The 13,558-nt window shown below is 69.7% G+C and carries 17 protein-coding genes; 9 read left to right on the top strand and 8 right to left on the bottom strand.

The genetic code is table 11. From position 1 onward, the window contains the following. Window positions 1-29: 29 nt before the first annotated feature. From ACX12L_RS01970 to coaD, 4 genes are all read left to right on the top strand, one after another. The gene (locus ACX12L_RS01970) at window positions 30-1,460 is read left to right on the top strand and encodes a M16 family metallopeptidase (RefSeq protein WP_459261069.1); all 1,431 of its coding nucleotides are present in this window, start codon (window positions 30-32) and stop codon (window positions 1,458-1,460) included. 13 nt (window positions 1,461-1,473) lie between these two features. After that, on the top strand, window positions 1,474-2,832 hold the full coding sequence (locus ACX12L_RS01965) for a M16 family metallopeptidase (protein ID WP_459261068.1): 1,359 nt from the start codon (window positions 1,474-1,476) through the stop codon (window positions 2,830-2,832). Next, window positions 2,829-3,419 carry a 16S rRNA (guanine(966)-N(2))-methyltransferase RsmD gene (gene rsmD, locus ACX12L_RS01960; protein ID WP_459261067.1) on the top strand — a complete coding sequence of 197 codons (591 nt, stop codon included), beginning with the start codon at window positions 2,829-2,831 and terminating at the stop codon, window positions 3,417-3,419. Before ACX12L_RS01965 ends, rsmD begins: the two co-directional genes overlap by 4 nt. A gap of 127 nt (window positions 3,420-3,546) precedes the next feature. Then, entirely contained in the window at window positions 3,547-4,035 is a 489-nt protein-coding gene (gene coaD, locus ACX12L_RS01955; protein WP_459261066.1) for a pantetheine-phosphate adenylyltransferase, read from the top strand. 135 nt (window positions 4,036-4,170) lie between these two features. Here coaD and ACX12L_RS01950 read toward each other — a convergent pair whose 3' ends face one another. The 4 genes from ACX12L_RS01950 to ACX12L_RS01935 form a co-directional block, all read right to left on the bottom strand. After that, window positions 4,171-4,488, bottom strand: a complete 318-nt coding sequence (locus tag ACX12L_RS01950; RefSeq protein ID WP_459261065.1) for a BON domain-containing protein — start codon at window positions 4,486-4,488, stop codon at window positions 4,171-4,173. A gap of 130 nt (window positions 4,489-4,618) precedes the next feature. Continuing rightward, window positions 4,619-5,014: a hypothetical protein gene (locus ACX12L_RS01945; protein ID WP_459261064.1), complete on the bottom strand. Its 396-nt coding sequence runs from the start codon at window positions 5,012-5,014 to the stop codon at window positions 4,619-4,621. Window positions 5,015-5,073: 59 nt separating this feature from the next. Further along, window positions 5,074-5,238: a DUF1328 domain-containing protein gene (locus tag ACX12L_RS01940; RefSeq protein WP_459261063.1), complete on the bottom strand. Its 165-nt coding sequence runs from the start codon at window positions 5,236-5,238 to the stop codon at window positions 5,074-5,076. Window positions 5,239-5,380: 142 nt separating this feature from the next. Further along, window positions 5,381-6,724, bottom strand: coding sequence for a sensor histidine kinase (locus ACX12L_RS01935; protein ID WP_459261062.1), 1,344 nt, complete (start codon window positions 6,722-6,724; stop codon window positions 5,381-5,383). Window positions 6,725-6,834: 110 nt separating this feature from the next. On the opposite strand from ACX12L_RS01935, the gene ACX12L_RS01930 reads away from it, so the two are divergent. After that, window positions 6,835-7,467: a response regulator gene (locus ACX12L_RS01930; RefSeq protein WP_459261061.1), complete on the top strand. Its 633-nt coding sequence runs from the start codon at window positions 6,835-6,837 to the stop codon at window positions 7,465-7,467. On the opposite strand, the gene ACX12L_RS01925 is transcribed toward ACX12L_RS01930, so the two are convergent. From ACX12L_RS01925 to gpmA, 4 genes are all read right to left on the bottom strand, one after another. Then, window positions 7,445-7,888 (bottom strand): response regulator, encoded by a 444-nt coding sequence (locus tag ACX12L_RS01925; RefSeq protein WP_459261060.1) that lies wholly within the window; start codon window positions 7,886-7,888, stop codon window positions 7,445-7,447. The genes ACX12L_RS01930 and ACX12L_RS01925 overlap by 23 nt on opposite strands. A 106-nt stretch (window positions 7,889-7,994) precedes the next feature. Beyond that, complete coding sequence (locus ACX12L_RS01920; RefSeq protein ID WP_459261059.1) at window positions 7,995-8,759, bottom strand: HesA/MoeB/ThiF family protein; 765 nt, start codon at window positions 8,757-8,759, stop codon at window positions 7,995-7,997. Window positions 8,760-8,826: 67 nt separating this feature from the next. Continuing rightward, the gene (locus ACX12L_RS01915) at window positions 8,827-10,263 is read right to left on the bottom strand and encodes a S41 family peptidase (RefSeq protein WP_459261058.1); all 1,437 of its coding nucleotides are present in this window, start codon (window positions 10,261-10,263) and stop codon (window positions 8,827-8,829) included. A gap of 86 nt (window positions 10,264-10,349) precedes the next feature. Next, entirely contained in the window at window positions 10,350-11,093 is a 744-nt protein-coding gene (gene gpmA / locus ACX12L_RS01910; protein ID WP_459261057.1) for a 2,3-diphosphoglycerate-dependent phosphoglycerate mutase, read from the bottom strand. Window positions 11,094-11,166: 73 nt separating this feature from the next. Here gpmA and ACX12L_RS01905 point away from each other — a divergent pair, with 73 nt between their 5' ends. From ACX12L_RS01905 to ACX12L_RS01890, 4 genes are all read left to right on the top strand, one after another. Then, window positions 11,167-11,574 carry a rhodanese-like domain-containing protein gene (locus ACX12L_RS01905; RefSeq protein WP_459261056.1) on the top strand — a complete coding sequence of 136 codons (408 nt, stop codon included), beginning with the start codon at window positions 11,167-11,169 and terminating at the stop codon, window positions 11,572-11,574. 55 nt (window positions 11,575-11,629) lie between these two features. After that, window positions 11,630-11,887: a glutaredoxin 3 gene (gene grxC, locus ACX12L_RS01900; RefSeq protein WP_459261055.1), complete on the top strand. Its 258-nt coding sequence runs from the start codon at window positions 11,630-11,632 to the stop codon at window positions 11,885-11,887. A gap of 106 nt (window positions 11,888-11,993) precedes the next feature. Next, window positions 11,994-12,449, top strand: a complete 456-nt coding sequence (secB, locus tag ACX12L_RS01895; RefSeq protein WP_013520235.1) for a protein-export chaperone SecB — start codon at window positions 11,994-11,996, stop codon at window positions 12,447-12,449. A gap of 66 nt (window positions 12,450-12,515) precedes the next feature. Beyond that, window positions 12,516-13,508, top strand: coding sequence for an NAD(P)H-dependent glycerol-3-phosphate dehydrogenase (locus ACX12L_RS01890; RefSeq protein WP_459261054.1), 993 nt, complete (start codon window positions 12,516-12,518; stop codon window positions 13,506-13,508). Window positions 13,509-13,558 lie beyond the last annotated feature (50 nt).

The raw sequence follows: 13,558 nt of genomic DNA, 5'->3' as shown, positions 1-13,558 counted from the left end.
TGGCGGGTTCTTAGAATCGCAGCCATTCTATGAAACGCGCTATCACCCTTTTGGGCCTGCTGGCCTGCCTGCATGCGGGGGCGCAGACCGCACCGGTTCCTCCCGCCATCGCGCCATCGGCCGCCACGGCCACGGGGGCGCAGCAATTCACCCTGAGAAACGGCATGCAGCTCATCGTGCAGCCCGACCGGCGCGCGCCCACGGCGGTGCACATGGTCTGGGTGCGCGTGGGCGCCATGGACGAGGTCGATGGCACCTCGGGCGTGGCGCACGCGCTCGAGCACATGATGTTCAAGGGCACGAAGAAGCTGCCGCCGGGCGAGTTCTCGCGCCGCGTGGCGGCGCTGGGCGGGCAGGAGAACGCCTTCACCAGCCGCGACTACACGGGCTACTACCAGCAGATCCCGGCCAGCCGGCTCGCCGACGTGATGCGGCTGGAGGCCGACCGGTTCGCCCACAACCAGTGGCCGGATGCCGAGTTCACCAGGGAGATCGAGGTGGTCAAGGAGGAGCGCCGCATGCGCACCGAGGACCAGCCGCGCGCCGCGCTCATCGAGCAGCTGTACGCCAGCACCTTCATCGCATCGCCCTACCGCCGCCCGGTGGTGGGCTGGATGAGCGACCTGGACGCCATGACGCCGGCCGACGTGCGCCAGTTCCACCGCCGGTGGTACGTGCCGCGCAACGCCGCCGTGGTGGTGGCGGGCGACGTGGACCCGGCCAAGGTGCTGGCCCTGGCCCAGAAGACCTACGGTGCCATCCCCCCGCGCGCCGTGCCGGCGCGCAAGCCGCGCACCGAGCCCGTGCAGCAGGGCCTGCGCCGCATCGACTTCAAGGCGCCGGCCGAGCAGGCCTACGTGGCCCTGGCCTTCCACGTGCCGGGCATCTCGCGCATCGAGGACATGGGCGACAGCGACCGCGACGGCCTGGCGCTGCTGGTGCTGTCGGCCGTGCTCAGCGGCTACGACGGCGCGCGCCTGGAGCGCGCGCTCACGCAAGGGGCCGACCGCGTGGCCGACGCCGCCGACAGCCAGGCCTCCGTCTTCGGCCGCGGCCCCTCGCTGTTCCTGATGACGGGCGTGCCCGCCGCGGGCAAGACCTCCAGCCAAGTCGAGGACGCGCTGCGCGCCGAGATCGCCCGCGTGGCGCGCGAGGGCGTGAGCGAGGCCGAGCTCTCGCGCGTGAAAACGCAGTGGGCGGCCTCCAACATCTACGCGCGCGATTCGCTCTACAGCCAGGCCAGCGACCTGGGAAGCAACTGGGTGCAGGGCCTGCCGCTGGATGCGGACCAGCGCCTGCTGAAGCTGCTGCGCGCCGTGACGCCCGAGCAGGTGCAGTCCGTGGCCGCGCGCTACTTCGGCGACGACCAGCTCACCGTGGCCACGCTCCTGCCCCAGCCCGCGGCCAACGGCGCCAGGCGCGCCGCCCCCGCGCCGGCCACCGGCGGGCGCATGCACTGAGCGAGTCCCGCATATGAACAAGATCATCAAAACGATAGCTGCTCGCGCTTTGCTGGCAAGCGCTGGAGCCGTTTTTTATATGAACAACGCCTGGGCCCTGCTGCCGATCCAGCACTGGACCGAGCCCAGCGGCGCGCGCGTCTGGCTGGTCGAGAGCCCGGCCATCCCCATGGTGGACGTGCAGGTGGACTTCGACGCCGGCGCGCGCCGCGACCCCGCGCCGCAGGCCGGCCTGGCCGCGGCCGCCGCGCTCATGAGCTCCAAGGGCGTGGCGGCCGGCGGCGCGGACGAGCCCGCGCTGGACGAGAACGACCTGGGCGAGGCCTGGGCCGACCTGGGCGCGAGCCTGGAGGCCGGTGCCGAGCGCGACGGCCTGGTGTTCTCGCTGCGCTCGCTGACCGAGCCCGACCTGCTGGAGCGCGCCGCGCGCCTGGCCGCGCGCCAGCTGGGCCAGCCCAGCTTCACGCAGAACGTGTGGCAGCGCGAGCGCGCGCGCTGGGACGCGGCCATCAAGGAAGCCGACACCCGCCCCGGCACCGTGGCCGCCAAGGCCTTCGCCGCCGCCGTCTACGGCGGCCACCCCTACGGCCAGCGCGCCACGGCGCAGACGCTGGCGAACATCGAAGCGGCCGACCTGCAGGCCTTCCACGCGCGCTACCTGCAGGCCTGCCGCGCGCGCGTGAGCATCGTGGGTGCGCTCACGCGCGCGCAGGCGCAGCAGCTGGTGCAGGCCCTGCTGTCGCGCCTGCCCGCGCCGCCGCCCGCCGACTGCGCGCCGCTGCCCGCCGTGCCCGAGGTGCAGCCGCTCGAAAAGGCGGCGCAGGAGGACATCCCGTTTGCATCGGCCCAGGCCCACGTGCTCATCGGCCAGCCGGGCTTCGTGCGGCGCGACCCGGACTTCCTCGCGCTGCTGGTGGGCAACCACATCCTGGGCGGCGGGGGCTTCACCTCGCGCCTGACCAACGAGGTGCGCGAGAAGCGCGGCCTCTCCTACAGCGTGGGCAGCAGTTTCTCGCCCGGCCTGAACGCCGGCGCCTTCGTGGTCGGCCTGCAGACGCGGCCCGACCAGGCCGCGCAGGCCGTGCGGGTCACGCGCGACGTGATCACGCGCTTCGTGGAGGAAGGCCCGACCGAGGCCGAGCTGCGCGCTGCCAAGGACAACCTCATCGGCGGCTTCGCGCTGCGCATCGACAGCAACCGCAAGCTGCTGGCCAACGTGGTCAACATCGCCTGGAACGGGCTGCCGCTGGACTACCTGGAGCATTGGACCGACCGCGTCCAGGCCCTCACGGTGGCCGACATCCGCGCCGCCTTCCAGCGCAAGCTCCAGCCCGCGCGCATGGTGACCGTCGTCGTCGGGGGCCAGCCTTGAGCCGCGCGCCGGCCAAGGCGGCGGGCGAGGTGCGCATCATCGGCGGCCGGTGGAAGCGCACGCGCCTGCCCGTGGCCGACAAGCCCGGCCTGCGCCCCACGCCCGACCGCGTGCGCGAGACCCTGTTCAACTGGCTGGGCCAGGACCTCGCGGGTTGGCGCTGCCTGGACGCCTTCGCCGGCACGGGCGCCCTGGGGCTGGAGGCCGCCTCGCGCGGCGCCGCCAGCGTGCTGCTGGTCGAGGGCGACGCCGGCCTGGCCGCGCAGCTCGAAACCCTGCGCCAGCGCCTGCAGGCGGGCGCCGTGCGCGTGCAGCGCGGCGACGGCGTGGCCGCGCTGCGCCAGTGCCAGCCCGCCAGCATGGACCTGCTGCTCATCGACCCGCCGTTCGACGGCGCGCTGTTCGCCCCCGCCCTGCAGGCCGCCGCCCGGGCCGTGGCGCAGGACGGCTTCATCTACCTGGAGGCGCCCGCCACCTGGACCGATGAGCAGCTGGCCCCCCTGGGCCTGGCGCTGCACCGCCACCTGAAGGCCGGCGCCGTGCATGCCCACCTGCTGCGCCCGCGGCAAAACGCTACGGATATGTGAGCTGCCAGCGCTTGCCAGATAAGCGCTGGAGGCCATTTTTGCTTGAAAACGCCGCACGTACCGCGGCACTGCATAATCCGCCCCTGGGGGCCCGCGCCGGGCGCCATCGACCAGGAGACTTGACGCCATGGCGCATGTAGTTGCCGTTTATCCCGGGACCTTCGATCCCATCACGCTGGGCCATGAAGACCTGGTGCGCCGCGCGGCGCAGCTGTTCGACCGCGTCATCGTGGCCGTGGCCATCGCGCACCACAAGAAGACCCTGTTCAGCCTGGACGAGCGCATGGACATGGCGCGCGAGGCGCTGCGCGACTGCCCCCAGGTGCAGGTCGAGCCCTTCGAGGGGCTGGTGACCGAATTCACGGCCGCGCGCGGCGGCACGGCCATGGTGCGCGGCCTGCGCTCGGGCACGGACTTCGACTACGAATTCCAGCTCGCCGGCATGAACCGCGCACTGGTGCCGCAGATCGAGACCGTGTTCCTGACCCCCAGCAGCCAGTACCAGTTCATCAGCAGCACGCTGGTGCGCGAGATCGCCACGCTGGGCGGCGACGTGGCGCAGTTCGTTTCGCCCTCCGTGCTGCAGCGCCTGCGCGCCAAGCTCGGCAAGGCATGAAAAAATAGCCCCCACGCTCCACCGCTGCGCGGGTCGCCGCCCCCCCAAGGGGGCCGCTTTTCATCCTGGGACGGCCCGGCAATGAAAAACGCGCCGCCCTGGCACGGGCGGCGCGTTTTGGATGGGGCCGCGCGATCAGGGGCGCACGACGATGCTGTTGCGCACGTCGCGCACATGCTTGGTGTTGCGTGCGATGGACTCGGCGCGGTCTTTTTCGGCCTGCGACTTGGCAAAGCCCGACAACTGCACCGTGCCGTTGAGCGTCTCCACGCTGATGGCCGCCGCCGACACGCTCTTGTCTTCGGCCATCTTGGCCTTCACCGCGGTGGTGATGGCCGCGTCGTCCACATACGAGCCCACGGTCTGCTGGTCGCGCACCACCGCGCAGCCGGTGGAGAGAAGGGTGACGCCCGCCAGCAGGGCGAAGGCGATGGCACTGGTGTATTTCTTCATGCTGATGTCCTTTAGGTTTGTGCTGTGACGACTCGGGTGCTTGGAAAAATCCCTTGCGGCCTGTTGCACCCTCCGATGGCCGCACGGGGTTGAAGTGCCGTGGCGGGCAAGGCTGCCGCCATCACGACTCTCAGTGCCGTTCGCTGCCGCTGCGGCGCGCCAGCATTATGGCGGTGGCGAAGGCTGCGCCGGCGGCCGCGGCGATCAGCAGCGACGTGCCGGGTTTGTAGGTTACGTAGCGGGTGGTGGTATCGGCCGCCTGCCGGAACTGGCGGCGGGCCTGTTCGCCGGTGTGGGCGCAGTAGGCGATGCCGCGGCTGGCGAGGTCCTGGGCCTTGGCCGCGATGTCGTCTATCAGCGGGTCCACATCCTGGCGCAGGTGGCGTACGCGGCGATAGGCCTTGTCCAGCGAGCGGTTGGCCATGTCGCGTGCGGACTGCACGGCGTCGCTGGTGCCGTCGAGGATGTCGTCCGCGGCCTGGTGCGCGGTGTCCAATGCCTTTTGGGTCGTGGTCTGAACTGTCACGAATGCGTCCTTTCATGGAAGATGCGAGGCGCAGGCGTCTGCCTGCGAACGATGCGGGTTCAGTTCTTCTTGAGCAGGCCGATGACGAAGCTCACCACGGCCATGATCACGAAGACGAAGAACAGGATCTTGGCGATGCCCACGGCGCCTGCGGCGATGCCGCCGAAGCCGAAGACCGCGGCCACCAGGGCGATGACCAGGAATACCACTGCGTAGTGCAACATGAGCGACTCCTTTGGTGCGCGGGCGCATGGCGCCGCGCGGTTCGTGCATGCGCCGGAGCGCATGCCTGCACTCTAAGTGCGACAGCCGCAGCGCGGGGGCAGGTGGCGGGCGTGCGCTGGTGTAGGACGCCGCCGAACCGGCTCAGGCGATCCGGTGGGGCAGCACGGCGCTGACCAGGGTGCCCTCGCCGGGGGTGGAACTCACGGTGAGACTCCCGCCCGCGGCCTCGACCCGGTGGCGCATGCCCAGCAGTCCATGGGCGTCGGCGCGGATGCGCGCGGTGTCGAAGCCCGCGCCGTCGTCGCGTACCTGCACCGAGACGTGGTTGGTGTGGTTGTGCACGCACACCAGCACCTTGCGGGCGTTGGCGTACTTGCCGATGTTGGTGAGCGACTCCTGCACCAGGCGGTAGACGGTGAGCTGCGCCGTGTCGGACAGGGGGACCTCCTCCAGGCTGGTCTCCACCTGCACGTTGCTGCTCTGGGCGAAGTCGCGCGTCAGGATTTCCAGCGAGGCCGTCAGGCCCAGGTTGGACAGCGAGGACGGGCGCAGGTTCTCGATGATGCGGCGCTTGAGGGCGATGCCGTTGTTGAGCGTTTCCGTGAGGTGCTGGATGCGCTCGGCATGCTCGGGCACCTGCATGTCGATCCTGGACTTGAGCCGGGCCACGTCCAGCTTAGCGGCCGTGAGCAGCGCGCCGAGCTCGTCGTGCAGTTCGCGCGCGAGGTGCGCGCGTTCGTCCTCGCGCACCTGCTGCAGGTGGTTGGCCAGTGCCGACAGCGAGGCCGTGCGCTCGCGCACCAGCTGCTCCAGGCGGTCGCGCTCGCGCGCCAGCACCTCTTGCTCGCGCTCGTTGGCCTCCTGCAGCGCATTGGTCTGGCGCAGGTACATGTAGAAGGCCAGCAGGCCGATCACGGCCACGGTGGCGATGCCGATGCGCGAGAGCATCAGGGAGTGCAGGATTTCCTGCGTGCTGCCCTGCGCCTGCTGCGCGCTGCGCTCGACCAGGCGGGCGGCAATGGCGCGTATGGCGTCCATGTTGTCCTTGCCCACGTCGGTGGACAGAACGAACTTCCAGGCGTCGTCGTTGTTCTGGCGCCGCAGGTTCAGGCTCAGGTCCAGCTCGGAGAGCTTGCGCGCGATCTGCTGCGACAGCTGCGTGAAGTCGGCCTGGTCCTGCGGCAGCCGCTGGTAGGTCTGGCGCAGCTCGTCGAGGTTGGAGTTGATCGTGGCCACGGCCTCGTTGTAGGGCTGCAGGTAGCGGTCATCCCCGGTCAGCAGGTAGCCGCGCAGGCCGGTCTCGGCGTTCAGCATGTTCTGCAGCAGCCGGTCCAGCGCGGTGCGCGTGGCGTGCGAGCGGGCCAGGTCCCCGACGGCATCGTGCGAGCGCATGTACCCGGTCTCGTTGATGCCGACCAGCAGGACCACCGCCAGCAGGGCTGCCGGCAGGCTGATGGCCATCTTGCGCAAGCGGGACCAGATCATGTTCAAGCTTCTCCAGGGGGGTGGTGGGCCGAATTTGCATATCATCGCCCTGTAACGTTACTGAGGTGCCATGGTTGGCACCGCGTCCGGCAATCCTGAAAGAGGGCTAGATGATCAAGATCGGCATTGTGGATGACCACGCGATAGTGCGCTCCGGTCTGCGGCAGTTTTTCTCCGAGCACGTGGACCTGCGCGTGGTGGGCGAGGCCGCGAACGGCCGCGAGGCCATCGACCTGGTGCGCGCGCAGGAGATCGACGTGCTGGTGATGGACCTGTCCATGCCCGGGCAAAGCGGCCTGGATGCGCTGGCCATGCTGCGCGCCAAGGCGCCGGACATGGGCATCCTGATCCTGAGCGGCTACCCGGAGGAGCATTACGCCATCAACCTGATCCGCCAGGGCGCGAGCGGCTACCTCAACAAGGAATGCGAGCCCAAGGAGATCGTCGAGGCCATCCGCGCCATCGCCCTGGGGCGCCGCTATCTGACGCCGGCCGTGGCCGAACTGCTGGCCCAGCAGCTCAACCGCAAGGACGATGCGCCGCCGCACGAGCAGCTGTCGGAGCGCGAGTTCCAGGTGTTCCTCAAGCTGGCCCGGGGCGAGACGGCCGGGGACATCGCCAAGTCCCTGTCGCTCAGCGTCAAGACCGTGAGCACCTACCGCACCAGGCTCATGGAGAAGATGGGGCTGTCGTCCAACAGCGACCTGACCTATTACGCGCTCAAGAACAGGCTGATCGATTGACCGGCGGGCCGGCGGCTGCGCCGGCCGGGGCGCCGGAGGCCGCCGCGCGCTGCGTGCCATGCACGATGCAGTAGTCCACCAGCGCATCGATCTCGTTGGACTTGTCGAACACCGCGTCCACGCCGAGCTGCGCGCAGCGCATGCGCACGTCGGGCGTGGCGTAGTTGCTGAGCACCACCATCTTCTGCTCGCTCGCGCGGTCGCGGCATGCGGCCAGCACGCCCAGGCCGCTGCCCTGGCGCAGGAACAGATCGACGATGGCCAGGTCCCACTGCGAGGCGTGCGCGGTGAGCCACTGCTTGCCTTCGTCCTCCGTCTCGGCGATCCCGACCGCCTGCACCTCGGCCAGCTCTTCCAGGGTTCCGATCAGGTTCTCGCGGATGGTGGCGTTGTCTTCGACGATGTAGGTGCGCAGTTTCACGAGGGGTTCCAGTCCGGCCCGTTGTAAGGGGGCCAGGGAAGCTACTGTAAGAGGGCGGGGCGTGCCATGGTGCCAGCAGCTGCGCGCTGCCATCGTAGGTGCATTCCTACCCGGCCTGCGCGTGCCGCGCGCCGCAGACGGGGCAGGCGGGGTCGCGCTCCGTGCGCATCTCGGTCCATTGCATGTCGCGCCCGTCGAGCATCAGGAGGCGCCCCGCCAGCGATGTGCCCACCCCGGCGATGAGCTTGAGTGCCTCGGCGGCCTGCATGGTGCCGATGATGCCCACCATGGGGGCGAACACGCCCATGGTGGAGCAGGCGACCTCGTCGAACCGGGCGCCGGGCGGGAACAGGCAGGCGTAGCAGGGCGTGTCGCCCCGGCGCGGGTCGTAGACCGAGATCTGGCCGTCGAAGCGGATCGCGGCGCCGGCCACCAGCGGCCTGGCGCCGCGCACGCAGGCCGCGTTGATGGCCTGGCGCGTGCGGTAGTTGTCGGTGCAGTCGAGCACTACGTCCGCCTGGGCCACGAGCGGGTCGAGCGCCTGCGCGTCCACGCGCTGGCGCAGGGCGTGCACGCTGACCAGGGGGTTGATGGCGCGCACGGCCTGGGCCGCGGACTCGACCTTGGACTGGCCCACGCGCTCGGTGGTGTGGGCGATCTGGCGCTGCAGGTTGGTCAGGTCCACCACGTCGTCGTCCACCAGCGTGAGGCGCCCCACGCCGGCCGAGCCCAGGAACAGCGCCGCCGGCGAGCCCAGGCCGCCGGCGCCCACGATCAGCACGTGCGCGGCCAGGATGCGCTCCTGCCCCTCGATGCCGATCTCGTCGAGCAGGATATGGCGCGAGTAGCGCAGGAGTTGGTCGTCGTTCATGGCGTGGCGGGCGTGAAAAAGGCCGGGCTCCGCATGAGGCCCGGCCTGGGTGGAGGGAGAGCGGGTGTCAGTTGTCCTTCTTCTCTTCCTTGCGCTCGGTCAGCGTCTTGCTGGCCACCACCGTGTGCCCCTTGAGCTGGTTCAGCGCCTGGAGCAGCTGGAAGTCCTTGTCGGAGCCGAATTCGGGCAGCTTGCGCTCGGCGATGGGCTTCTTGGACTCTTCCTCCAGGCGCTTGCGGGCTTCCTCGCGGGCCTTCTCGCGCGCGGCGTCCTTGACCTCCTCGCCCTGGCCGCTGGTCAGGTGCTTCTCCAGGTCGGCCTCGCGCATGCGCAGCGAGGCGTAGACGTCGCCCTCGGCCGTTTCGTCGAGCATGACGTCGGGCACGATGCCCTTGGCCTGGATCGACTTGCCGCTGGGCGTGTAGTAGCGCGCCGTGGTCAGCTTGATGCCCGTGTCGGGGCCGAGCGGGCGCACGGTCTGCACCGAGCCCTTGCCGAAGGTCTGGCTGCCCATGATGGTGGCGCGCCTGTGGTCCTGCAGCGCGCCGGCCACGATCTCGCTGGCCGAGGCCGAGCCCTCGTTGACCAGCACCACCAGCGGCACGGTCTTGATGGCGGCGGGCAGGCGCTTGAGCGGGTCGCCGCTGCCGCGGCGCTGGTAGAACTCGGGCGAGGCCTTGAACGTGGCCTTGCTCTCGGCCAGCTGGCCGTTGGTGGAGACCACCGTCACGTTCTCGGGCAGGAAGGCGGCGGACACGGCCACGGCCGCGTCGAGCAGGCCGCCCGGGTCGTTGCGCAGGTCCAGCACCAGGCCCTTCAGGCGCGGCTCCTGCTTGTAGACCTCTTCCACCTTGCGCACGAAGTCGTCCACCGTGCGCTCCTGGAACTGCGACAGGCGGACCCAGGCGTAGCCGGGCTCGATGACCTTGGCCTTGACCGACTGGGTCTTGATCTCCTCGCGCGTGATGGTCACGGGAAAGCTCCGGCTCTCGTCCTTGCGCAGGATGGTCAGCGTGACCTTGGTGTTGGGCTCGCCGCGCATGCGCTTGACGGCCTCGTTGAGCGACAGGCCCTTGACGGCCGTGTCGTCGATCTTGGTGATCAGGTCGTTGGTCTTGAGGCCCGCGCGGTCGGCGGGCGAGCCTTCGATGGGCGAGACGATCTTGATCAGGCCGTCCTCCTGGGTGATCTCTATGCCCACGCCCACGAAGCGGCCCGTCGTGCCCTCGCGGAATTCCTTGAAGGACTTCTTGTCGAAATACTGCGAATGCGGGTCCAGGCTGGAGACCATGCCGGCGATGGCGTCGGTGATGAGTTTCTTGTCATCGACCGGCTCCACGTAGTCGGTCTTGATCAGGCCGAACACGGCCGACAGCTGCTGGATCTCTTCCAGCGGCAGCGGCGCCATCGCGCCGCGCGCCACGGTTTGCAGCGATACCGTGGTGAGGGCCCCGGCCACGATGCCGACCGATATCCATCCCGCAATTTTCAGTTTGTGGCCCATAAAACACCTTTACCGCTTCAAACCAATATACACCTTGGAAGTGCACGGCTGCGGGCAGTTCCCGCGCTTTTGCCTATTTTTTAGGCTCAGGCCTTGCCCTGCGCGGCCACGGCGGCGGCGGCCTTGGCGGCGGCCTCGGCGTCGCCCAGGTAGTAGCTGCGCAGGGGCTTGAGCTGCGCGTCCAGCTCGTACACCAGCGGAATGCCGTTGGGGATGTTCAGCCCCACGATGTCCTGGTCGGAGATGCCGTCCAGGTACTTGACCAGCGCGCGGATGGAGTTGCCGTGCGCGGCGATCAGCACGCGCTTGCCCGAGCGGATCGTCGGCGCGATGGACTCGTTCCAGTAAGGCAGCACGCGCGCCACCGTGTCCTTGAGGCACTCGGTCAGCGGCACCTGCCCGGGGGGCAGGCCCGCGTAGCGGATGTCGCCGCGCTCGCAGCGCGGGTCGGTGGGCTCCAGGGCAGGGGGGGGCGTGTCGTAGCTGCGGCGCCACACCAGCACCTGCGCGTCGCCGTACTGCTTGGCCATGTCGGCCTTGTTCAGGCCCTGCAGCGCGCCGTAGTGGCGCTCGTTCAGGCGCCAGCTGTGCTCCACGGGCAGCCAGGTGCGGTCCATCTCGTCCAGGCAGTGCCACAGCGTGCGCGTGGCGCGCTTCAGGACGCTGGTGTAGGCCAGGTCGAACTCGTAGCCCTCGGCCCTGAGCAGGCGGCCGGCGTTCTTGGCCTGTTCGATGCCGGTTTCGGTCAGATCCACGTCGGTCCAGCCGGTGAAGCGGTTTTCGAGATTCCACGTGGATTCGCCGTGGCGGATCAGAACGAGTTTGTGCATGGTGTCCCTAGGGCGTTCAGGTCAAAACCCGTCATTCTAGAATCACGTGCTTTGCTTCCGTCCAAGGATCCCCGTGAACTTCATCCTCGACAACTGGTATTTGATCTTCCTCGCGCTGGCCTCGGGCGTCATGCTCCTGATGCCCGTGCTCAAGGGCGCGGGGGCCGGCTCGCTGAGCGCGGCGCAGGCCGTGCAGCTCATCAACCGCGAGAAGGCGATCGTCATCGACGTGTGCGAGCCCGAGGAATTCGCCGCGGGCCACGTGGGCGGCGCCAGGAACATTCCCCTGGGACAGCTGCAGGAGCGCCTGCCCCAGGTCGCCAAGAACAAGGCCGTGCCGGTCATCATGGTGTGCGCCAAGGGCGGCCGCGCCTCGCGCGCGGTGGGTATCGCCAAGGGCCTGGGCTACGACAAGGCGCAGGCCCTGGCCGGCGGCCTGTCGGCCTGGCGCGAAGCCAGCATGCCGGTGGAAAAGGCCTGATCCGGCGCCATCCGCACTCTTTGTTTCCCGTATTCCGCCGAAAGGTCGCCTTGCCATGCAAGCCGTGAAGATGTACACCACCGCCGTCTGCCCCTACTGCATCCGCGCCAAGCAGCTGCTCAAGTCCAGGGGCGTGGAGCAGATCGAGGAGATCCGCGTGGATGCCGACCCGGCGGCGCGCCTGCACATGATGGAGATCACCGGCCGGCGCACCGTGCCGCAGATCTTCATTGGCGGCACCCATGTGGGCGGGTACGACGACCTCGCGGCGCTGGACGGCCGCGGCGGCCTGATGCCACTGCTGGGCGCCTGACTTGGCCGGCCCGATGCATCACACGGGCGTTGCATAATGCGTCCCAAGTTGCCCGCTGCGGGAGCCTTTCCCGGGCGGGCTTTGTTTTGACCGAAAGACCGAGACCATGGCCACCGAAGAAACCCCCGTGTTCCAGATCCAGCGCGTGTACCTGAAGGACCTGTCGCTGGAGCAGCCCAACTCCCCCGCCATCCTGCTCGAACAGGAGCAGCCCAGCGTGGACATCCAGCTCGGCGTCCAGGCCACGCCCGTCGCCGAGGGCATCTTCGAGGTCGCCGTGACGGCCACCGTGCAGACCAAGATCAAGGACAAGACCGTGTTCCTGGTCGAGGCCAAGCAGGCCGGCATCTTCGAGATCCGCAACGTGCCCGAGGAGCAGATGGGCGCCATCGTGGGCATCGCCTGCCCGCAGATCATCTACCCCTACCTGCGCGGCAACGTGGCCGACACCATCACGCGCGCGGGCTTCCCGCCCGTGCACCTGGCGGAAATCAACTTCCAGGCCATGTACGAGCAGCAGCAGGCCGCCGCGGCCGAAGCGGGCAACGGCGCCACGCAGTAAGCCGGTGCATCGGGTGATTGGAGGTGTTTTTGGCCTCCAGTGCCCGCGTAGCAAGCGCGATAAGCTATGAAAATCGTAGTCCTCGGCGCCGGCGCCTGGGGCACGGCCATGGCCATGAGCGCCGCCGCGCACGCGGCCGGCCATGACGTGACCCTGTGGGCGCGGGACGCGCAGCAGGCCGCCGGCATGCAGGCCGCGCGCAGCAACCAGCGCTATCTGCCCGGCCTGGCATTCCCGCCCAGCCTGCGGGTGCAGGCGGGCGAGGCCCGCGCGCTCGCGGACCAGGCGGAACTCGTCATCATCGGCACGCCCATGGCGGCGCTGCGCGGCATGCTGCTGCTGCTGCGGGACTGCGCCGCGCCCATCGCCTGGCTGTGCAAGGGCTTCGAGGCGGACACGGGCCTGATGGCCCACGAAGTCTGCGCCGAAGTGGCGCCGCAGCTGGCCAGCGGCGCCTTCAGCGGCCCGAGCTTCGCCCAGGAGGTGGCGCGCGGGCAGCCCAGCGCCCTCGTCGCCGCGAGCCGCCACGCCCGCGTGCGCGATGCGCTCGTGGCGGCCTTCCACGGCCCCGCGCTGCGCGTCTACGCCAGCGAGGACATCGTGGGCGTGGAGGTGGGCGGCGCGGTCAAGAACGTGCTGGCCATCGCCACGGGCCTGTGCGACGGCCTGCAGCTGGGCCTGAACGCGCGCGCGGCCCTGATCACGCGCGGTCTGGCCGAGATGACCCGCCTGGGCCTGGCCCTGGGTGCGCGGCCCGATACCTTCATGGGCCTGTCGGGCCTGGGCGACCTGGTGCTGACCGCCACGGGCGACCTCTCGCGCAACCGCCGCGTGGGCCTGCTGCTGGCCGAGGGCAAGAGCCTGCAGCAGGCGGTCGATTCGCTGGGACACGTGGCCGAGGGGGTGTACAGCGCCCGCACCGTGGTGCAGCGCGCGCGCGCTGCGGGCGTGGAGATGCCGATCGCCGAATGCGTGCTGGCGCTGCTCGACGGCCGGCTGCGCGCAACCGACGCCGTGGCCCGCCTGATGGAGCGCGAGCCTACGGTGGAGCGGCTCTGAGGCCGTGAGCATCGCGCGCGCCGCCGCGTGTGCCGGAAGACGCGCACGGG

The organism is Alicycliphilus sp. T452, from assembly GCF_054512775.1.
Note: the sequence above shows the minus strand (reverse complement) of the source record. Positions and strands in the feature narration are given on the sequence as shown.